Source organism: Paenibacillus agilis (genome assembly GCF_007786455.1).
Classification (GTDB): Bacteria; Bacillota; Bacilli; order Paenibacillales; family Paenibacillaceae; genus Paenibacillus_B; species Paenibacillus_B agilis.
The window spans coordinates 3,233,290-3,254,433 of record NZ_VNJK01000001.1 but is presented as its reverse complement, the minus strand read 5'-3'; the positions used below and the strand labels follow the sequence as shown (position 1 = coordinate 3,254,433).

General features: G+C 37.5%; 26 protein-coding genes. 16 read left to right on the top strand and 10 right to left on the bottom strand.

Translation table 11 applies throughout. The features are described from left to right. Positions 1-285 precede the first annotated feature (285 nt). Positions 286-774 carry a YfbM family protein gene (locus FPZ44_RS14375; protein ID WP_144991249.1) on the top strand — a complete coding sequence of 163 codons (489 nt, stop codon included), beginning with the start codon at positions 286-288 and terminating at the stop codon, positions 772-774. Between the two features lie 213 nt (positions 775-987). Here FPZ44_RS14375 and FPZ44_RS14370 read toward each other — a convergent pair whose 3' ends face one another. Further along, positions 988-1,377, bottom strand: a complete 390-nt coding sequence (locus tag FPZ44_RS14370) for a VOC family protein (protein WP_144991248.1) — start codon at positions 1,375-1,377, stop codon at positions 988-990. A 15-nt stretch (positions 1,378-1,392) separates the two neighbouring features. Continuing rightward, positions 1,393-1,752, bottom strand: coding sequence for a winged helix-turn-helix transcriptional regulator (locus FPZ44_RS14365; RefSeq protein WP_144991247.1), 360 nt, complete (start codon positions 1,750-1,752; stop codon positions 1,393-1,395). 234 nt (positions 1,753-1,986) lie between these two features. Between FPZ44_RS14365 and FPZ44_RS14360 the strand changes: the two genes are divergently transcribed. From FPZ44_RS14360 to FPZ44_RS14310, 11 genes are all read left to right on the top strand, one after another. Continuing rightward, a complete protein-coding gene (locus FPZ44_RS14360) occupies positions 1,987-2,634 on the top strand; it encodes a nitroreductase family protein (protein WP_144991246.1) in 648 nt (215 codons plus the stop codon). 218 nt (positions 2,635-2,852) lie between these two features. Next, entirely contained in the window at positions 2,853-3,845 is a 993-nt protein-coding gene (locus FPZ44_RS14355; protein WP_144991245.1) for an LLM class flavin-dependent oxidoreductase, read from the top strand. A gap of 58 nt (positions 3,846-3,903) precedes the next feature. After that, positions 3,904-4,146: a DUF896 domain-containing protein gene (locus tag FPZ44_RS14350; RefSeq protein WP_186786054.1), complete on the top strand. Its 243-nt coding sequence runs from the start codon at positions 3,904-3,906 to the stop codon at positions 4,144-4,146. Then, positions 4,143-4,622, top strand: a complete 480-nt coding sequence (locus FPZ44_RS14345) for an Rrf2 family transcriptional regulator (protein WP_144991243.1) — start codon at positions 4,143-4,145, stop codon at positions 4,620-4,622. The genes FPZ44_RS14350 and FPZ44_RS14345 overlap by 4 nt, the downstream gene beginning before the upstream one ends. 24 nt (positions 4,623-4,646) lie before the next feature. After that, entirely contained in the window at positions 4,647-4,928 is a 282-nt protein-coding gene (locus FPZ44_RS14340; RefSeq protein WP_144991242.1) for a putative quinol monooxygenase, read from the top strand. A gap of 739 nt (positions 4,929-5,667) precedes the next feature. Next, positions 5,668-6,765 (top strand): DUF6236 family protein, encoded by a 1,098-nt coding sequence (locus FPZ44_RS14335; RefSeq protein WP_144991241.1) that lies wholly within the window; start codon positions 5,668-5,670, stop codon positions 6,763-6,765. A 140-nt stretch (positions 6,766-6,905) separates the two neighbouring features. After that, positions 6,906-7,445 carry a hypothetical protein gene (locus FPZ44_RS14330; protein WP_144991240.1) on the top strand — a complete coding sequence of 180 codons (540 nt, stop codon included), beginning with the start codon at positions 6,906-6,908 and terminating at the stop codon, positions 7,443-7,445. A 211-nt stretch (positions 7,446-7,656) separates the two neighbouring features. Next, complete coding sequence (locus FPZ44_RS14325) at positions 7,657-8,673, top strand: site-specific integrase (RefSeq protein ID WP_144991239.1); 1,017 nt, start codon at positions 7,657-7,659, stop codon at positions 8,671-8,673. A 190-nt stretch (positions 8,674-8,863) separates the two neighbouring features. Further along, positions 8,864-9,589: a hypothetical protein gene (locus FPZ44_RS14320; protein WP_144991238.1), complete on the top strand. Its 726-nt coding sequence runs from the start codon at positions 8,864-8,866 to the stop codon at positions 9,587-9,589. Between the two features lie 241 nt (positions 9,590-9,830). Beyond that, the gene (locus FPZ44_RS14315; RefSeq protein WP_144991237.1) at positions 9,831-10,064 is read left to right on the top strand and encodes a hypothetical protein; all 234 of its coding nucleotides are present in this window, start codon (positions 9,831-9,833) and stop codon (positions 10,062-10,064) included. 479 nt (positions 10,065-10,543) lie between these two features. Then, positions 10,544-11,098: an HNH endonuclease gene (locus FPZ44_RS14310; RefSeq protein ID WP_144991236.1), complete on the top strand. Its 555-nt coding sequence runs from the start codon at positions 10,544-10,546 to the stop codon at positions 11,096-11,098. A 175-nt stretch (positions 11,099-11,273) separates the two neighbouring features. Here FPZ44_RS14310 and FPZ44_RS14305 read toward each other — a convergent pair whose 3' ends face one another. The 5 genes from FPZ44_RS14305 to FPZ44_RS14285 all read right to left on the bottom strand — a co-directional run bounded on the left by FPZ44_RS14305 (position 11,274) and on the right by FPZ44_RS14285 (position 15,422). Then, positions 11,274-12,089, bottom strand: a complete 816-nt coding sequence (locus tag FPZ44_RS14305; RefSeq protein ID WP_144991235.1) for a copper amine oxidase N-terminal domain-containing protein — start codon at positions 12,087-12,089, stop codon at positions 11,274-11,276. Between the two features lie 253 nt (positions 12,090-12,342). Further along, a complete protein-coding gene (locus FPZ44_RS14300; RefSeq protein WP_144991234.1) occupies positions 12,343-13,041 on the bottom strand; it encodes a hypothetical protein in 699 nt (232 codons plus the stop codon). Between the two features lie 21 nt (positions 13,042-13,062). Next, on the bottom strand, positions 13,063-13,692 hold the full coding sequence (locus FPZ44_RS14295; RefSeq protein WP_261378331.1) for a matrixin family metalloprotease: 630 nt from the start codon (positions 13,690-13,692) through the stop codon (positions 13,063-13,065). A gap of 78 nt (positions 13,693-13,770) precedes the next feature. After that, positions 13,771-13,989 carry an aspartyl-phosphate phosphatase Spo0E family protein gene (locus tag FPZ44_RS27160; RefSeq protein WP_418789178.1) on the bottom strand — a complete coding sequence of 73 codons (219 nt, stop codon included), beginning with the start codon at positions 13,987-13,989 and terminating at the stop codon, positions 13,771-13,773. Between the two features lie 278 nt (positions 13,990-14,267). Beyond that, positions 14,268-15,422 (bottom strand): helix-turn-helix domain-containing protein, encoded by a 1,155-nt coding sequence (locus FPZ44_RS14285; RefSeq protein ID WP_144991232.1) that lies wholly within the window; start codon positions 15,420-15,422, stop codon positions 14,268-14,270. A gap of 401 nt (positions 15,423-15,823) precedes the next feature. Here FPZ44_RS14285 and FPZ44_RS27155 point away from each other — a divergent pair, with 401 nt between their 5' ends. From FPZ44_RS27155 to FPZ44_RS14265, 3 genes are all read left to right on the top strand, one after another. Beyond that, on the top strand, positions 15,824-16,021 hold the full coding sequence (locus FPZ44_RS27155) for an aspartyl-phosphate phosphatase Spo0E family protein (protein ID WP_144991231.1): 198 nt from the start codon (positions 15,824-15,826) through the stop codon (positions 16,019-16,021). Between the two features lie 481 nt (positions 16,022-16,502). Continuing rightward, positions 16,503-17,111 (top strand): hypothetical protein, encoded by a 609-nt coding sequence (locus FPZ44_RS14275; RefSeq protein ID WP_144991230.1) that lies wholly within the window; start codon positions 16,503-16,505, stop codon positions 17,109-17,111. A gap of 626 nt (positions 17,112-17,737) precedes the next feature. Beyond that, a complete protein-coding gene (locus FPZ44_RS14265; protein WP_144991229.1) occupies positions 17,738-18,214 on the top strand; it encodes a hypothetical protein in 477 nt (158 codons plus the stop codon). On the opposite strand, the gene FPZ44_RS27150 is transcribed toward FPZ44_RS14265, so the two are convergent. Continuing rightward, the gene (locus FPZ44_RS27150) at positions 18,201-18,371 is read right to left on the bottom strand and encodes a hypothetical protein (RefSeq protein ID WP_418789153.1); all 171 of its coding nucleotides are present in this window, start codon (positions 18,369-18,371) and stop codon (positions 18,201-18,203) included. The genes FPZ44_RS14265 and FPZ44_RS27150 overlap by 14 nt on opposite strands. Continuing rightward, positions 18,289-19,080, bottom strand: coding sequence for a phosphodiester glycosidase family protein (locus FPZ44_RS14260; protein WP_144991228.1), 792 nt, complete (start codon positions 19,078-19,080; stop codon positions 18,289-18,291). The genes FPZ44_RS27150 and FPZ44_RS14260 overlap by 83 nt, the downstream gene beginning before the upstream one ends. Before the next feature lie 243 nt (positions 19,081-19,323). Here FPZ44_RS14260 and FPZ44_RS14255 point away from each other — a divergent pair, with 243 nt between their 5' ends. Continuing rightward, entirely contained in the window at positions 19,324-20,424 is a 1,101-nt protein-coding gene (locus FPZ44_RS14255) for a DUF3626 domain-containing protein (RefSeq protein WP_144991227.1), read from the top strand. A 237-nt stretch (positions 20,425-20,661) separates the two neighbouring features. Here FPZ44_RS14255 and FPZ44_RS14245 read toward each other — a convergent pair whose 3' ends face one another. Continuing rightward, positions 20,662-21,102: a hypothetical protein gene (locus FPZ44_RS14245; RefSeq protein ID WP_144991226.1), complete on the bottom strand. Its 441-nt coding sequence runs from the start codon at positions 21,100-21,102 to the stop codon at positions 20,662-20,664. Positions 21,103-21,144: the final 42 nt, after the last annotated feature.

Genomic DNA, 21,144 nt, shown 5'->3' with positions numbered 1-21,144 from the left:
CTATCAAACAGTATTACATACGAGTTCATCACGCTCTTTAAAACCCCATCTGCATCTTACTCAGATGCTCTTCGAGTAGGTATGCTCACCGATTTGCAGTCTCAGATCGTTAAGTTTAACGATGAAAATGGAGAGTTTGATCCATTGGTTAGCGTGATTTGGCACCATCCAATGAGATTTTGAAGGCAGCATGGGCACAATGTTCCTTGAAACACACAATTCCTAAATGTTACATTTTGATAGGGCAGTATAGTCACTATTAAAAATGGAGAGAAGGCTGATAACATGGGGATGCGTGGATACTACTTTACTATGGATGACAACCTGGTGCAGCAAGTCGCAGCAGGCGACCTTGCATTGAAGAGTTTGAAAATAGACGATTATCCCGGACTGGGCATTGATAGATCCTGGGAGGCGATTCACTACTTGCTGTGTGGAGATATTTCCGATGGAAAGCCACCTCTTGGTTATGTTGTTCCGCTGACGTCAGACAAAGGCATTGATTTTGGCTCATTCGGGGCGTTTTCCTTACGCGCTGAGCAAGTTGCAGAAGCGGTTCGAGCTATGTCTGAGCTGGGTGAAGCGCAGCTTCGCTTGCGGTATGATTTTCCGACCATGCTTAAGGAGGAGGTATATCCTCTTGAGCCCGGCTTTGTTTCAGACGAGGATGAGGACGAGTTCTTTGCCTACATCCTTCAGCATTTTAACGAAATCCAGCGTTTTTACAGCCAAGCTGCAGCCGAGGGCAAAGGTCTCATCTTTTATATTTACTGATAGGTGCTTGTATCAAGTCTATATCAGACTGCTAAGGAAGCGAGTTAACAAAATATGTGGTGAAAAGGGGTATCTTCAAAGTCGTGGAAAGTGACTTTTGAGATACCCCTATCGTATGTAAGAGAGCTGTTCACTTTCGTTTATAAAATGAAGCCTGTTTTCGTGAAAATGTCGCTATTAAATAGATGTGAAGTACGTTAGTGTAGAGAGACTTTAAGGCGCTACTAACTCGACCTTTATTCGGTCGGGGTCTTCGAAAAACAGAGCATAATAATGTTCTCCGCCCGCGAAAGGATGCTTATCTTTGTAAAGTACGTCCATTCCCTTGGAACGAACTTTTACGGTCAACTCATCCACTTGTTCTCGCGAATTCGCATGGAATGCCAAATGGTTCAGTCCTACCCGGCAACGATTGTATGGCACGTCCAAATGTTTTTCTTTTGCTTGAACAAACACAAGGTAAGTGTCTCCTAATTTCCAACTACGACCTTCTTCCCATTGCTGATAGGGCGTATAACCAAGCTCTGACAGAAACCAGCCCCAGAACTCAGCCGAACGTTTAAGGTCTGATACATAAATCTCGATATGATGTAGTAATCCCACACTAACTCCCCCAAATTAAAGCTCTTCATTACCATTTCTTACGGTAACTTCACCGTTTGGATACCTGAACTTGATATAATCTCCGCCCCAATCACACAGCACCTTCAATACCTCTTTCAATGACTCCCCATATTCAGTAAGCGTGTATTCCACTTTTGGAGGCACTTGATTATATACTTTTCGCACGATCAGACCGTCTTGTTCAAGCTCTTTTAATTGTTCGGTCAGCATTTTTTGAGTAATGCCTGTTACCAAGCGTTTTAATTCCCCAGTCCGTATAGGGCCCCTCGTTAAATGATACAAAATATGAGCTTTCCACTTTCCCCCGATAACTTCTAGAACCACTTCGATTCTATTGTTGTATTGCTTCTGCATACGTAACTCCTTTCGTTTTTCTATAGGTACTTTTTCGTGCCTATGTTACGAAGTCGTGTCTATATCACGAAAAAGTGCGTACTTTTCAATCGTTTCGCTATGTATCATAATAGGTTTTGTTAGCAGCTGATGTTAAGTAAGTAGTAAATAAAAAATCACCTTATACCGTCGTTAACATCGCGCTCATAACTCATTTTATTATTATACAAAAAATATTTTGGAGGTTGTACAAATATGAATACAGCTAACCGCAATGCAAACTTTTATGATGTGATTCGCGACCGTCGTTCGGTTCGTGTCTACGACCCTTCTTATAAAATTTCTGACGAAGAAATTAAAGAACTTCTTGGCGAAGCAATGCTTGCTCCGAGCGGCACGAACCTAAATCCTTGGCGCTTTATGGTCTTCACAGACCCTGAATTGAAACAAAAGCTGCTTCCAATGGCATTGGGGCAAAAGCAAGTAGCAGATGCATCCGCAGTTATTCTCGTATTGGGCGATATGGACGCTTATACCGTTGAGAACGCAGATAAAATCAACCAAAGAGCGGTAGACGCTGGCTACATGACCGAACAAATTAAAGAAACGATTAACAACAGTGTGCAAGGCTACTACGGTTCCGTAAGTGAACAAACGAAAAAAGAATGGCAAATGCTTGACGGTGGTCTTCTCGCGATGCAATTGATGCTGGCAGCAAAAGCAAGAGGCTATGACACCGTGCCAATGCTTGGCTACAACACAGAAGAATTCCGCAAAGAATTCAACGTTCCAGACAACTTGGTCAACGTTCTTATGATTACGCTTGGTAAAGCAGCACAACCAGGCTTCCCAACCGTACGATTGGGTGTGGATGAAGTAACAACTTGGAACGGAAACATCTAATCTTCATTTTATTATAAAGCATTCTTCTTAGATGGGAACCGCCCAATCATCTGGGCTTACGAAATGGTTTAGAGGTAGGGGGTTCCCCTAGAGGATGTTGGAGTCATAGGTGCACTACCATCATCTCATTATGATTGGCAGCACATTAGGTACGCATTTTTATTTCATCTAATTACGGATATTATGTATCCACATTAACAACGAAAGAAGGTCATATTGTGAAACTAAGTGTGTTGGATCAAACACCAACTTCAAACGGACAAACGTCTCAACAAACGCTGCAAAACTCGGTTGAGCTAGCTCAGCTTGTAGATAAATTAGGCTATAACCGAATCTGGTATTCGGAGCACCATGGTTCTGAAAATTTAGCTAGCGCATCACCGGAAATATTGATTGCTCATATTGCGTCCGTCACCAAACAAATTCGGGTTGGCTCGGGTGGAATTATGCTGATGCATTACTCTCCGCTGAAGATGGCTGAACTATTTAAAACATTGTCGACTTTGTATCCGAACCGAATTGACTTTGGTGTAGGCCGTGCGCCAGGTGGTGATTGGCATAGTACGCTTGCGCTGCATGAAGGCAAGAAACCAAGAATGGATAATCAGTATGAAAAGTTGAAAGAAACGATCATGTTCATTACCGAAACGATGCCTGAGGATCATCCTTATCACAACACGTTGGCTGCTCCATTTGGTGGAACCTTGCCTGAAGTATGGCTGCTGGGCTCTAGCGGCAGCAGTGCGGCACAAGCTGGGCAGTTCGGTATCGGATATTCATTTGCACAATTTATTAGCGGCCAATTATCTGCTCCGATGCTGGATGCATATCGTTCCAACTTCGTTCCTTCGGAAATCATGCCTAACCCTCAAGTCAATGTTGGTTACTTTGTCATGGCAGCTGAAACAACCGAAGAAGCCGAATATCATGCAGCAAGCCTTGATTTGAACTTGTTGTTTATGGAAAAAGGAATGCCGTTTAAAGTATTGTCCCCAGAAGAAGCACTCAATTATTCTTACACGGAAATGGACAAAATGCGCATCCAGCATAACCGCAGTCGCTTCCTAGTAGGAAGTGCGAAAGAAGTTGCGAATACGCTGCGCCACCATGATGAGCAATTCGGTATTAACGAAGCTGTGCTTGGTACGATCAGCCATAGTCATGAAGCAAGACTAAAGTCGTATGAATTGCTTGCTAAGGAACTTTTATAAACGACTTCTATAAAGATTTATATAAATAACTCTATATAAGGAAAGGAAGAGGATGAACATGATTAAAATATTAGATCGGATCAACGTATTAGCTCGAAAAAACAAAGCAGGTGGTTTGACTCCAGCAGAGCTAGAAGAACGGCAGCTATTGCGGCAGCAGTACTTGGGCATTATTCGAGGTCATGTAGATAAGTCTTTCCATGCTATCACATTTCTAGATGCTCAAGGAAATGATGTTACCCCTAAAAAGCTGACACAAGAACATGAGAGGCCATCCATACAAATGAATGATGCCGTATGAAAATGACGACTGGCGTGGAACAAGCCGTATATGCTTTGCTGCTGCTTAATCGTTTGCCTAAGAACGCTGTGTTGTCAGGTGAATCATTAAGTCAGCAGCTGCAAGTTTCTCCAACTTATTTGCAAAAGTTAATGAGAAAGCTTGTCCAAGCAGGGCTTGTTTCCTCCGTGCCAGGTGTAAAAGGCGGATTTCGATTAATCGCAGATCCCGCGAACATTCACATCTACGATGTATTTGTCGCTGTAGAGGGCGTAGAAGCTCTGTATCGTTCCAATGGAGTCTTTCAAGCGGTGTTTCAGTTGAAGGAAAACAGAACTTGTTTATTATCTGATGTGATGAATGAGGCGGAACATGCTTGGCGGACGATCTTGCAGCGTACTACAATCGCTTCTTTGCATGAAGCTGTGCAAGACACGGCATCGTATGATTCCATTAGCAAGGTGGATGCTTGGTTAAAGGAAAAGATGGTTCGATAATTTATATATGAGGAGGAGAAACAGATGTTTGTTAGAGTGGTTACTTTTAAAAGTAAAGAAGGAAAAGAGGAGCGGGTACGGAAGTTAGGGCGGGAAACGTTGGTGCCTATTAATAAAGAGGCGGGTTCGGTGCAAGTCTATTTCTTGGAGCCTCATGCAGACAACGATTCGTTTGGTGTAGTCAGTGTATGGAAGGAACATGAAACATTGGAGACGATGAAAAATAGTGAACGATATCGTGCATTGATTCAGGGGCTGGCTCCTTTGGTTGGATCGTTGACAGATACGGTTTATGTGTCGGAATAGATCAAGTGGTTGCCGTGTGTGGGAAAATGCATAGCTATAAGGATAATGAAGCCTAATTTCTTAGTAAGTACGGAACGTACTGAGAGATTAGGTTTTATTGTTATGGGGACTAAATGCGATATGAAGAAAGCTAATGGAGGGGAGGTACTATAAGCAGTATCATCAAAATTCTGAAATATTCTTTATCTTTCGGGTTTTTGACTTTGTATAGAACTTTCTTTATCCATTAAATATCGCTTATTAGAAAGAAAGTCGTATACAGAATGTTCTATTCTTCATACAAAAAAATAGAAAACTTAACATATTTTAATGATCTTCTATTGATGTTTTGGCTAAAACTCCAATATTGATTGGGAAATCAGAATTAAATAAAACGTAATTAAATTAATTAATTTCATGTTGAGTTTGAAGTATATCGCATTAATCACCTTCCTTAATGTGGTAGTATTGAGAGTGTGCGATCGTACAGTAAGGGGGAAAAACGGAGCATGTGAAGAACACTTTAAAACGAAGGAGTGTTTATTATTTTTTAGAGCAAAACAGAGGAGTAATATGCTTAATCTTTTGAAGGAGCTATCCAAAATAACAGGATCTTGAAAGCGAAGTAAGGGAGAATCTCTCTTTATATTAATTTGCTCAATGACTCAATAATTTCGTAAATACTCAACATACGAGATCATTTGTGAAATTCACGAATAAAAAGTTAGATGAAATCATTAACAAAGGAGTGCAATAAAGAATGAGAAGAACAATAATGTATTACCCAAATATCGAAATTCCTGATGGATATTGGTTAAAAAAAGCTTTACTTTATTGGGACGAGGTAAGCTCAATCGTCCCGAGAGAGGTAGAGAATGAACTGTATTCCAATAGTACTGCAATCAATTACTTGAAGCACGAAGGTGAGTTTCGCCCCATTTATCCTGACCACATGTTGAATAGCATGTATTTTGAGGAATTTGAAAAAGAATGCCTAAGAAAAGTAAAAGTTTATCTAAAAGGTTCGGGTACCAATCAACAACGTAACAATAGAATTTTTGAAAATCGAATTCATAACGAAAAGATATTTAATAGTTATGGTGTTCACAGAGGGAAGCTAAGTAGCAGGATTATGGAATTTCTTGATAGTAATGGGCTAGTAACTAGGAGTGGGGATAATTGGGTTAACTTTGACAACATATTGGCAACTATCTATATGGCTAACCTTGCAAAATATACAGCTTTAAGTGACGTAAACCATACTGTAATCGGTACTGATCAGATAAGTGAAATAAACAGAATATACCCAATTAAGTATGCAACAAAACAACCAGTAGTAAATAAAGTACCTGTTGTAAATCTTTCTTTAAATATATTGCCTACCCCAAATACTGATGTACCGTATAAAAAAATTGTGAGTTTTAAAAGAAAGTACAGAGATGAATTGCTAGCTTTTCGCAATGTAATAAATGAATTTGAAAAACAAATAAGTAATGCGGAAACGGAATATGACATGAAAGAGCAAATAATAACATTTAAAGAATCAGTTGAACGAGGATGTAGAGAGACAACGAAGATGTTAAAGGGAGCAGGTATAAACACTTTTCTAACATCATTAAGATCTGTTATTAATTTAAAGTCACCTACCATGGTTACTACTTATGCTGGAATTGTTGGCCAGAAGCTTACAGATTTGCACCCTGCAATAACATTATCCGGAATAGCAGTTACGGGAATAGTAGATCTTAGTGTTAATTACATAGCTTTGAGTAAAAGTACTCAAGAAAAATTATCAGACAAAGGATTTTTATACCTCCACCATGCAAAACGTAGAGGTATTGTTAATGACTTCATCTAACGCCGCTTTCACGCATCGGGCTGACAGAAGAATTTGACAGGGAGGAGTTGGCAGCCGGACACACTCGACTTCGCCGAGTGTCGTGAATACACAAACGTTATGTGAAGTATTCTTAATGAATATGAGAAAGGAGAAAATTTATGATTTCATATCTAATGAATCTTACTGCGGAACAAAAATTTGATTTGATAAAAACATTAATTCCAAGTTTAATGACGGGTTTGTCAGTCATTATTGGTGCTTTTGTTACTGTCTATCAGATAAATAAAAACAAGAAAAAAGAAATTGACTTTAAAATTCATGAACAAAGAAAAGAAAAATATGAAGAATTAATTAGAATTTTCAGAGATATTTTCGTAGGTGCTCAAAGTATTCTGGAAGGGGAAATACCTATTGATAAGACCCATTGGTTAAATTCGCAACTTGGTATGACACTATATGGTTCAGCTGAAGTAATTAAGAAGATTAATAAGCTAAATGAAGTGGCACGAGCCCAGAAATCTGCAACCGAAATCCTCGTTAGTTTTGGTGAACTTATATTAGAAATGAGAAAGGAAGTTGGATTCAATGATGAGAATCTCTCAGTAAGAGAATGCCTTAGTTTATATATAACAGACATTAAAGAAAGTAAGTATGATCAAGCATTTCAAGAATATGAAAAACGGAAAAAAAGTAGATAAATACTTTGTAAGTATATCGAAAGAGGTGGATATTCACATAACAATGTATTCACGTATCAGGCATTCGCCCTCGGTCCTAGAATTGGATTCGAAGGAGTAGTTGCTGTGGACACATCCGACATGCTTCGGACGTCATGAATACAAGAACGTTATAAGAAATGGAGAAGGTAAGGAAATATTAATAAAATAAAAAAATCAGAAGGAGAAAAATATGAAAGAAAAACTTTTGCAATTACTTAGTGTTTTTGGTAGTGGACTTACCCCCTTCGAGAGTAACCAATATACACCTAAAATTAGAGATTATTTCTTTAGGTACATTCTTGCAATGAAGCCTGACTCAAGCATCGAAAACTTATTTAAATATGAACTTACAAGAAATGATTTAATAAATTCAACTATTTATTACATTATGGTGAATGATCACGTTAGAAGTAAGTCTGCTATTGATGATTATTTAATAGCTGTAAATAGGTTTTTTGATGAAACGTTATTTAATTTGTATCCTAATCAGAATTTAGTCTCAATAAGGCCATTTACTAGTCTAAGTAAGGAAATTGAGAAGATTTTAATTGAGAGGAAGGTTGAACTTGAAGAAAGGCAAACATTCCCTTCGATTAATGATGAACAATATAGGTTTATTTTAAGCTTTATTAATAATGATCTAGAAGGATCTTTTAAAACAAAGCAGGTTCAAATTATTATTAAGCTTATTTTATTATATGGGTTAAGCCCTGAGCGGATCATCAAATTAAAGAAGGGGAGCTACTTAATGGATGAACGCCAATTGGAAGTGATTTATTCAGAAAATCCAAGAAGAAGCTTGGTACTAGAAATTCCGTTTAAATTGCACAAAGAAATAGAGGCTTATCTTGATGAGCTTTCAACGAAGAAATTATCTTGTGATAACTTTTTTGTAAATAGAGAAGATAAATCAATAAAACATAATTACCCTAATAGTTATCTAAAAGAAATAAAAAAAGAATACTTTGCTAAACATCCTATAGAGGAAGGAAATAAAAATTCTTTTACTCCAACAGGCCTTGCTAAATTTGCGATTATTCGAATGATATTAAATGGGGTTAATCCATCTGTGATATCTGATCTGACTGGATACATGTCTGATGTACTTACAGATTGTCAAAATAAAGTAAATGAGATGAAGGGATTGAATAGAAATAGATATATAAACCATATGATTAGAGGCATTCAAACCTATGAGGAGATTTAAATATTGATTGTATTTCAATGGAGTCCCCCACTTCTTATAACACAGCATTCGCGCATAGGGCACTCGCCCTAAGACTCAGAGAAGTGGATTCGGAGAGCTAGTTGTTGTGGACACATTCAACTGTGTCGGACGTCGTGAATACAAGAACATTAAGTGAAATTAATGTAAAAAATAAAGTGAGGCGATACCAGTGAGTAAATCGTATACAACCGGTTTAATTGCATTTTTAGATATTTTAGGATTCAGTAACTATATAGAGAAAACAAAAAGTGCTAGCGAAGTTGAAGAAGTGTTCGAGTTTGTTGAAAAGATATGTTATTTATACAACTCCTCTGAAATTAACGGCATAAAAATTGCTTTCTTTTCAGATAGTTTTATACTGACAACAGAAGAAATTACCAGTAGTTCGATAACATCATTAGTCACGGCGTGTCATTTAATAAATATTAGTCTATTTAAAGCAACGCAACTTTTTACTCGAGGAGCAATGTGCGTTGGAGAATTTTATCATAAAGATAACATAGCTTTTGGTCCTGGTATTATTGAAGCATATAGAGAACAAGAAAATAACGCCAAGTATATTCGATTAATCCTAGGCAATTCATTAATAGAAGTACTCAATGACAAAAAAATTTATAACCCTTTTATAGATAAAGATATTAATGGAACTTATTATTGTAACTATTATCTGCTTGATATAACAGATGCTTATAGAACAGAAACATTTAATTTTGAAGAGGCTGTACAAATTATGGAGAAAAATAGAAACATTATAATTGAAAATCTAGAAAAATATCAAAACACAAAAGTATACGAAAAATATGAATGGCTTATTTATCCGTTCAATAAATGTTGCGAAGTACTATCTCATGACCCTAATATTTCAATGAACTTCATGAATTTTCAAATAAAATAAAAGTATATGTTGTTCAAGGGAGACATTAAAATCACCTAACACCGTATCTTCGTTACAGGTTGCGTACTGGGTTTGCAAGATGGGACTGGCAGTGAAGGATATTCAGCTCACAACCCTGCGAGGCTAAGTCAGCCAGACTCAGTCGCTAAGCTTCTTTAAGCCTTTCCGGTTCGTGAATACATAAACGATATAGAAAATCAGTGTGAAAATTAACAAATCTAAGTCAATGAGGAGGGTTTAAATGAGTGGAACAAAATGGTTGTACATAAATAATAAATTTAAAGTTTATAAAGTGCCAAATCCTATAAATCATAAATACAAGCCTATTAAAGAATTAGCTGAACAAGAAGTTCTCCAGCTTCTACTATATTATGAGACATATGAAAGAAAGCCATCGAAATTGATTTTGATGGAATTTGATAGAATAACTTTAGACTCAGAAGGTGGCTATCAACTAACAGAAGAGGAAGGATAAGGCATTCTATAATTTCTTTGAATTTGGGTGTGCCACTCCAGAAGATATTGCGCAGCGAGATACTCCACTCGCGTTGCCAATAGCTCCTGTGATACCTATAGAACAAGAAAAACAGGCATTGTACAATTACTTAAAGGACAAATTTGAGGTATTGTCAGTGGATGCATCTTACATTATGGAGATGAGAATAAATTCTTTAAAACAAGTGCATATGAAGCACGTTGAACTACTAAAACAAGCGGCAAAATTCAAATAAATATTTTTTTGATTTACTCAAAAATAAGACACTGACTTCCAATAACACTGTGTCTACGCTACGGGTTACGTCTCTAGATTTTATGAAAATATTGCCAATGAATCAGGATCTGCGCATAACTTTGTGAGGTCTAAGCCTATTGTCCCCAGTCGCTGAATTCAGTTTCGTAGATATAAGAGCGTTAAGCAAAACTACTGTGTATCATGAAAGAGAGGTAATCTAAATGACACTACCTTCAAAATCAAAAATATTTGAATACTGGATAGATTGGTATAGAAGGAAGGGTAATGATTCGGGAGAGCCGTGTTGTTGGGCTTGCGGAAAGTATTGGGAGGATAAGTATGATATCAAAAAGCCTGGTGCAACTAGAGAAGAAATAATTAAGAATTGGAACAGAGTTCCCCTGCAAAGGTGCCATATTATTGCTAAACAATTTGGAGGTAGCGATGAACCTTCTAATTTGTTTTTGATGTGTAGTGATTGTCATGATAAAGCACCTAATACTAAATCTGTTGAAGCATTTTTAATTTGGACAGATAAGCAAAATTGGTTTATAAACTTCCAAGAAGAGGTAATGAAAGAAATAAACACTTATGAACTTCAAGATAGAATCACTGAAATTAATGAATTAATGTCGAATAAAAAAATTAAACAAGAGATTTTTGAAAATATAGGAATTCATATGAATCAACGAGGAAAAGGTGCTCAAATTACTATTTCCACATTTATTGCAGCTATCTTTGATTATCTAAGAAAACAAGATGAAAAGCTGATCTGAAAGAAACTCGAGAAGGCAGTAACTTCGCTAACAGATAGACATAGGAAAAGACAAGAATCGATGACTTTGAACTCATACAAGTCTATCAATTCTTGTCTTTTTTGTTCAATACTATCTTGATTTCTAATTCAACTTTAATAAATGCACAATAAAATTATTTTCAATTCTTTATTACTTATGGGATTTGTCTCCCAACAGAAATGATATACTCAGCACGCTTGATGTCACCGATATTGCGTGTGATTTCAATTACAGCATCCTTATCTAAAGCAGGTGGTTTCGGATAGCTAGGACGGCTATAGGCATCGGAAGAAAAACCACCAGGAGGAACATAGGAAACGAGCGGATGAATGTCTGCTTTACCAGCGGGTATCTTCTGCCCAGTAATGTTTTTTGCCTTAATAGAGATTGCCCAGCCTGATTTTCTTGGAATAAGCTTATACGAGAGCAAATCAAATGCATCTTTGCCTAGCTCAGCCCAAGGGTCAAATCCAGCAAAGTATTCAAAGGGTAAGCCTTTTTCAGCTCGTTCATCAGTAATATGCAGCAACTGCTTTTTCTGATCCCATTTATAACTAACGTCCGTATGTTCTAAAAATAGACGCATAGGCAAAAACATCGCACCATCCTTCAAAATAGGAACCGTGTCCATCTGTATAGGCACGCCGTTAACTTTTGCTTGTGTGGAACCAATAACTAACTCAAATTCACGATCTAACCACTTGACCACAGCCTTTTTTGTAGTCTCGTCGTATGTGACAGTTCCACCCATCAAGCCTTGAATAGAGCGTAAAGGAATTAATAACCTATATTTGTTATCGATGAAGGGAGGGTATGGTTGCGAATACAAGATGAAATACTTATTGATTTTCAAATGAATGGATTGTGTCTTTGGATGTTGAGCGGCGTTTACTGAAGTTGTACCAATGTTGGAATAGAAAATCGTGCAAAGGAGACTTAAACATATGAGAAACTTAAATTGCCTTCTCATTCAGAATCACCTCATTTCTTATTAGATTTAAGGCTTATAAATTGAGGTAAATTCATTTGGGTTATGGACATAATTGAAAGTGGAGTCAAATAAACTGCTCTATTTTCTTGAATAAATAGTTGTTCAGGAGAAAGTGAAAAATATGGAATGAGTCAAGACAGGGATGGATGATTTTGAGCAGTTGCCCATCCATTCCTGTCTTTTTACGTTTCTGCTTATCCTTTTCGCTGTTTACTAAAGCATCTTCATTTGCCTATTTATTAGAATTTTCTTTCTGTTTTTCCTCTTCTTCAATTCGTTTTCTATCTTCTAAATATATTTTATGGCTTTCTTCTTCCGCTAATTTCTGTTCTGCCTCACTTAATTGCGGTAGATTCGGCTTAGGTGGTCTAGCGTTCTTTATGGCTTCTTGAATTTGTTGTTCAAATGTTCTTGTATCTAGACCCTCGACAGAGGCTTGAAAATGCTTAACTCCATTATTTTTATCAGCGTCATAGACAACTAGGTTATCGTCGTTGATTTTAAATCTCCCTTGATAAAGTCCTACAACAACGTAAGCGTCATTTGCTACAGGACCTTCGTATTTATCTAAAAATAATATATTGTTCTTGTGTGGATCCATGCTAAGGGAAGCAATTTCAAGAAGTTGAATCACATTAGATTTTAGCTCTATATTGCCTTTCATCACTTTATTCACATTAACTTCAGTCAGTTTATACCTAGTGCTTCTAAACGGAATTTCCTTTGATTTTCCAGTCAATTCCGCTTCGATGATTAACTCAGCATCATAAGCTAGTTCTTCAAGTGCATTGTAATGAGTGGCTAATAATGCGTTGTCGTAATTCGCGCTATGTCCTTCTTTGTAATTTGCCGTATGTTCTTCTTTCCCACAGGCAGTCATTGATATAGAGACCATAGCAATCAATACAAGAATTATTACTATTTTTTTCATCTATATGTTCCTCCCCAATGCTTAATAGAGATTATTGACCCCGTTAATGTCGTCCTGTTGTGGTACCAAATACGTATTAGGTATATTTAACAGGTCATTCATAATTGAAGGTGTTCCGTCTTGTTCATGTGCTAAGCCAAGCGCGTGACCTATTTCGTGTATGGCCACCCCTCTATATTGTGCATAGGTGTGGTTTGTCAGATAATAAGCGTTTATATTAGCGACTACATAATCCCAACTTTCAGTTGGCGCCTGTTGCCGATGTCCTACTAATTTTGGACCGCTATACATGTCTACCCAACCATGTACGCCGTTCATCCCATGATTATACCCATCCATTCTTATTCTTTCCACGCCGCCAACATCACCGTGATAGGGAATTGCCGCCTCAGTTTTATCATTCCATTCCCCCATTGCCGACTTCCAAGCGGTTGCAAACATAAAGGTTTTCCCTCCGTATTGCAAGCCATCTGTTGCAAATATTGTATAAGAACCTGATGTTATTCCCGTTTTCAGTTTTAATGGGTCATTCCACCATCCATAATACTCATATGCTGCCAACTTAAATGGAGAAATCGCAGTTGCAACAAAAATTCCTACTATAGCTGCAAATAATTTTATGCGTGTCTTTGTTTTACCAGTTTTCTTCATCGGATCATTACCTCCCATGATCTATTTCACAGTCCCTATGGTATGTAATTGCTGTAATTGATGTAGGATGTACTATTTTCACTTTTGAGATTTTTCACCTCCTAGCGTAATAACGTTTCTGCTAGTAAATGAATTAAAGTTCAATGAATTACTTTTACAACTTTGATGGATGTAGTACTCTGTTAGTAGTCTATCGAGATTTTGGCTAATACGGATCATTCGAACATAGGCCAGTGGTAAGCCTGCTTCAAAAGTTTTGTGCAATTGCATTCTTAAATATTCAATTTTATTAAGCATAAAATCAATCGTTCTAGGTGAGCGAACCCTCTCAATCACCCACCTATTAAATCAGATTATCTCCCTGTTGCTATCATATATTGGGTTGCCTGTGATTATGTGGATTTATTTCAAGGCAACAAAAAACAGACGCTGATCAGCGCCTGTTTACGTTTAAATGAGTTATTTAAATTGGATTGTCTCTCTGTTAATAACCTTACTTGGATTGATGAGAATAAGCCCAACTAAAACAGCCCAGCTGAAAAACCAATTGCAAGCAACTCCGGTTGCTATCCTTGTTATTTATACGCATAGGCATATGCTCCTTTGATATAGTTCCGTATCGCTTGGATAATATCATTCACTTCGGTATAATAATCTCCCTTGAGTTTATAAAATCTTGCTACTTCATTCTTTTCCATAGGAGTTGTATAGGGTTGCTCTAAGATCTTACTCTCGTAGGTTAAGAGAAGATTAGGTATTTTATTCATCTGATCATGAGCGAGACATAATGATATATATTCAGTTACGATATGCACAGTAAATCCATCATTACAAAGTTGAAGACACTTCTCGAATTGTTCAACAGCAAGCTCAACCTTGCCCCGTTTTGCGTTTATCATCGCTGTAATTAATCTGTCATTTGTACTCCCTATAGACGGGACATACTTGCGGTACTCTTCCGCATATTTCTCAGCTAATTCATAATTACCTAAATGATAGTGAGAACCACGCAAGTAATCTATTGCATACGTTCTAACCTTGACTGCTTCTTCCTCTTTATTCACTAGAAGCGCCTGACAATAGCTCACACAGTCTTCATGCTCACGTATAACGTAGGAATGGACCATAAGACAATAGAGAAGCGTTACATATTCTCCGGGAGGTAGTAGGTCCTTATATTTGAGTATATATTTCCCAGAAGGGTACGTATCTTTTAACTTACTAAAATTGTTTCTCTCAATAAGGTATTCTTGAAACAAGGAGCGAGCCAAATAGGGCATTACTCCATGACCTCGGGAGTAATTAATGATCGTTTTATATAGGGCGAGCTGTAATTCGGAATTCACTTGGGACTGGGTGGAATTGAATAATTGAGTAGTGGCGTCATAGCTGTCTAGGCGCTCAGTTTCGAGGAACTTACTAGCGATCTGAGTAATGATATGAATAGATCGCTTTTCTTTGATAGCATCATTAAGGATATTGCTTATAACATCGGGACTTTTTTCTGCTTCTATGTAAAGAATTAAGTATGTTTCATAGGGTATTTGTAGGGCTTCAGCAATTATTTTTAATGTCCGAAATTCAGGTTTTTTAACTTCACCATTTTCAATTTTTGATATTGTTCCTTTGTTTATTCCGGTCAAATCGGACAATTTATTCAGAGTTAACTCTTTAGTAGTTCTATGTTGTCGAATGAGATCCCCAAATGTAGGTGTCGTAATTACAGGCATCTTACATTCACGTCCTTTTTCGATTAGAAATATGGAAAGTTCATCATGAAGAAATTATGAGGTGATCAAAAAGTTGATATATGGTTTGTTGACTACAGTAGAATATAACAGTCTAAAATGTGTTGTCAATTAAATATGGAACTAGTTTTAGAAGGCAACGTAAGGTAATAAAAATCCGAATGATTTCAATCAAGCAAAGGCATTTTGATATTAAAACCTCATCTAAACTAAACGTAAACAGATGCCAATCAGTGGCTGTTTTTTGTTGCCTTGGAGAAAAAGCATATACTCAGAGGCAACCCAATATATGATGTCATTGGGGAGCAAACCTGATTTGATAGGTGGGTGATTGAGGGGAATCGCTCACCTCTCCTACGTTCCAATACGAAGGATTGATTTCTATGCTTAGTGAAATTGAGTGTTTAAGAATACAAATGCACAAAGCATATGAAGAAGGAGCAACATTGCTCGATGTCCAAATGATCAATATGAGCCAAAGCCTAGATAAATTATTAACAGAATATCAACTTGCACGAAAGTATGAAAGCAATTCATTACATAAATGGCCAATGAACAGAAATAATGATTGTCAGAGATGAATGAAAATGGAAAGGAGATTTCTATGTATATATTGAATTTGGCAATTTTACTACTGATGCTAACTTCCATAGTCATTATATGCATACTTATATATAACATATTGAAAAAAAGATGGATACGTGCTAGTAAGTATTTAGCTTTGATAAAAAGAAAGAAATAGAGAGGCTGCTGCAAGATGCGAAGCTTACTCGAACGGTAAGGACAACGGTTTTTCGTGCTTCTCCAGTACCTGCTAAGGATACAGTAGAAATTTTTATTGTTCCGTCTCCGGTCGTGTTAATCATTCGCCTAGATCGTCCTGAATCATCATTGGTTAGGATTAAAGGTCAATATTTCACTATTAATGGTGTGAGTGAATTTGTGAGAGAGCTAAAAAAACTACTTTAACCTTTGCTGGATGTTCATAATCATCATAGTAAATGAGGCTAAAGGTAGCTAAAAATAAGAGGAGGCAATAATGATAAAAAAGGTTGTTGGGCTATGACACTTTCCCGTAATCATAAACAGTTGCGTATAAGTAACCTCTGTCCTATGGATTTGAATTTTCTTTTATTTATCGAAAATATTTATGAGTGCTATCATGGAGGAAAAGAGGTCTTTCCAGGTAGATACTTAATCTCAAATGACCAAGAATTATTGGACGCTGAGAGCTTTAATGAGATTTTCCATACATGTTGGTATGAAATTGTAAAAGAATTTGAACAGCAGCATTACATGGATAACCCTTTTAAAACGCTTCATTTTAGAGATTGTTATAAAAGTTTGTTTAGAAGGGATTCAGAATTCCATACAGCTGAAAGAGTATGGAACTCTTTTTCCTTGTGGTGGTGGTCTGATTACGGCATTAAAGCCTACATGGAGAGATATACCGATCTATTTATGCCAGAACTTGCTGAGCAGATATGGAAAGGACTTTACGAAAAGAATATTGAAATGGATGACGGTAGTTCTCTTTATGTCATGCTCCTGTTCAAACAGCCTGCTATGTTAGCCCCAATGAGTTCAAAAAAGCTATTTTACTCAACTATCAATAACTTTGTATATAAGAAAGATGAGGTCGTCAGCGAGATTGTTGATTTGTTTGTTTAAGTTATCACTCGGCAAAAGTCCTTTTAACCTTAATTGGTCAAGATCCCATTTAGTGGACATTGAAAAAACACCTAGGCTATAGGAGTGATGATTTATGAATATACTTGCATTTATTGTTTTTCTCGTCGTGCCTATATGTTCATTTTTGGCAGTGTATCAAACATTAAAGATGATAAGTAAAGATTGCAAAAGAGATAAGGTTGGCCTAGTTAGCCTGGGTTACACGGTTATAATCTATACAATTTGTATTTTGTTACTTATGAATATTGGGTAAGAAAGAAGAGGTTCTCTAGACTGGTACCCATACGCTGGACACTTAGAAAAAAGCGTTTAGCGTACGGTACCAGTTTACATAGTGATTCTTTTTTGTTTTTGGAGGCGTGGTAGGGCATAGATTTTAGTTCATTCGTGGCATTTTCCTTACGCGCCAAGCACGTTGCAGAAGCGCTTCAGGCTATGTCTGAGCTGGGTGGAGCGCAGCTCCGCTTGCGGTATAATTTCCTAGTCATGGTCAAGGACGAGGCACATTATTATGTTGCAGGGTAAAAGAATGTAAATGATGATCGAAACATTCTTACTTATGGTACCGTCTCTATAGTTAGAAAAGATGAGAAGGAGGTAATTGGATGGCAAGGATATTTGTCTTTCTAATGTGCTTGATCATTGTAACCGGCTGCACAGAAAATAAGGACAAACAAAATACAGAGCAGACTGTGTATAAATACCAATACATTCTCGATAAAGCAGCTACTAGCCCTCGGTTTCTAGATACTTCAAACTATACGGGAAATGACTTGGATGTTGTAAAAACTTTAAATATGCTAATGCAATACTCACTACAAAATGACCTCAAAGGTGTTTTAAGTCTTTATGCAAAAGAATCTGCTGCTAAAGACGACGAAACCAACAAGGATGTCTTGAGCGTAATTGTATCCCTTGATAAACCTCATTTTAATTATTTATCCGATACGGAACTCGAAGTTAATGTTGATCAATCTCAGATCACTGTAGATGATCCTGAAGCGAGTGTTTACGCGGAAAATAAAAGATATTACATGGTGAAAGAAAATAGTGAGTGGAAGATTAAATCTATTCAAAATTAGCTAAAGTGATGAAATGAAATAAGGCAGAGAGGGGATTCCCCGCTGCCTTATTTTTAACTGAACATATATGTGATCTAAACCCATTTCGTTGGATTAACTGTGACCATACTATGGACAACCCGCATAGTTGGATCTGGTTTAGGACACCAGAATCCATCTTTTCCACCAGATTTATAACGAATTTGAGAAGAGCCTCCACCGTCCAGCATAACTGCACTAGTACAGCCTAACCCAGCCATAAACTCGTGTACACCATATGCTGATTCACTAGAGAACACCGCAAGAATAATCTTTTTACCGTCTTGATGAGAAAACTTATAACCTATAGCAGTTCTAGCATTATTACTTTTAGGGCCAAAACGGTATGCATTTTCGGTATTTTCGGTTGGTAATTTTGTACTGTCTCCATGTCCATTAATAGCATCATAATATTCGGTCTCCGATTTGTATTTCTTCCATGGATACAAACTATATCCACCAATAGCCCATACAACGTTACTTGTAGATGATTCAGGATAATCAAGGTAATTCACCACTGGTTTATCGTCAAAGATGATACGACCCGCAGGTGGATTAAAGCAGTACATAGTTCCACGCTTTGTAACGTAGCTTTTCTTATTAACTATAATTGCAGATGTCTTATCGCCACCAGTCATAACTGGAGCACTTCGGCCGTTTGACGTTCGATTAACAGCAACACCTAATAAACTACTGCCCCAGAAGAAAGTACCGTTGACCCCATACTTCCCTGATTTTTCGACGCTTTTCCCTTCGATCGATTCAACTTTAATAGCATCCAAATCAGCTTCGATGTATCGAACAGACTTATTATTATGAGTTGTAGAGACAAATTTCGCTTGTGTCATATACAGCACCTCGTCAATAGTAGTTTAGACACTAGTGAAAGGAAAGAGAGAAATTATAGCAAGCCTCTTCCAAGCCAACTTTATTTCTCTATCACTAGCGTCTTAGTATATAAAGTGAATAATGTCTCTCACTACACAACCCAATTCTCTACCTAAATTTTCTTTTTTTATTTACTGTTAGCTATCGCGCTTCATATTACAATTAGAATAATCAAATACACCCTTCACAGGTAGATGATTCTTATGCTAAGTAAGTTATCACGTTCACAGCGCCAAGCTATCAAGTATGTTACCCAGTATGCCAGAACAAGAAAAAGCGCTGCTCGAAAATCACTCATGGAAGTTCTCCAGCTGTCCAATATCTCTTGGAGCACTTTTGAAAATGCTTGTACAAAGATCTTTTCAAACGCTAGGGTCGCACTGCATTTTCATCCTGACCGACTAACAGCAGATATGAAAACGGTAGCTCAGTCATTGCTTGAACAGGGAATCTACAAGAGTCAGTTTGAAACTCATATTTCGAATGGCAGCGTATCCGCTTACTCGGGTGGTGCACGAGATCTATGGGAGAAAACACTGTTTGGCGGCGCTTATCAGTTAGATGGTGTGACAGATGCTCAGCGTCCGAAGTACGGGGCTTTGGATGTAATGCTGAGCCCAGATGGGCCGGCTCCTCGGTTCGGCTCGTGTTACTTTCTCCTTTCACCAAATGTCTCCACGCGCTGTACGTATACGTATTTGGATTCACATCAAGACCCCGTAGAAAAAGGCACCTATGAAGAGTTTGAAGATATATTGGCAGCGATTTTTAAAGATACATTTTTTCGAAATGAGGCTATCGGTGAGAAGGATCTGACACCTCAGAAATTAATCGATCATTTATTAATGAATCTAGAACAGCCATTAAAAGACCCTTCTAATCGTAAGCCTAGTCGAAACCTCAACGACTATATTGAGTCTCAGGTTCACGGTGATATTACACTGAAGGAAGACGTAGATATTCTTGTGGCAGATCCTTCGTTCAAAGGTTCTTTCACGGGAGAAATATTGGAACAAATGTGTATGAAGTATTCTATTAAACTATATTGGCATATGGGATTCGTTATGAAAGTAGATGAAATCCCTTCTGATTTCAGGGGACCAACGATGCCTTTTTTAGCGAAACGGATCGCACAACATGGTTATGTTGATGCTAATGTAATCGGGGCTGCCGCTGTAGATTTGAAACGTAACCCGGAATTATGGAAGGATAGAGGAAGCTATGAGGAAGTTCTTCAAGAGTTAAAATATATGTGGCATATACTCGTTCGATACGGAAACCGACAAGCGAATAAACCAATATAATGACAAGCAACTGATGAAGGGGTTTCCGCTTGTTGCCCATATACAGATATCGGCAGCATGATCGTTTTATCGTTTGGATTTCCAACTAGGCCAGTCTTTATGTTGGTTCCATCCAGAAGAGTTATCAATTTTTCCATCTTCTTGTCATAAGAACAGCCCCGAGGATCTACATCCATCGGGGCTGTTTTTGCTTCATTTATATGGTGAGGATATGTTGTTTTCGAAGGGGATATTAAATTACATAATAACCCAACCGCCGTTCTTTGCTTTTACACGAGTTACAACACCTTTACCAGTGACGAAACGAATACCCTGACGCTCATACTCGATAAATGGAAGATTAACTTCGACATGGCTGTACTTTGTGTTCGTTTCCAAAAAGGTTTCGATTTTGTCTAATTCTTTGTAACCTGTGTTAATCATGGATTCAAGTGCTGCTTTTTCGTTAGGCGCAAGAAGAGCAAGAATACCTGCTATTCCAGCTGCAACACCAACTGAGGTGCTTGCGATAAATACGAGCCCGAGAATGGTAGCTGAGGCACCCACGATCTGAGCCAATTTATCACCGTTTGGTTTTTTAAAACCATGTTCATACATTGCGGTTTGCGCTTGTTTTGCTTTCCGAACCTCATCCAAAGATAAAATTACTTTCCTTGCATACTCTTTTGTAAATGCCATAATTATTAGCCCCTTTATCGTTTTTTTTGAAACAGTTGCTGT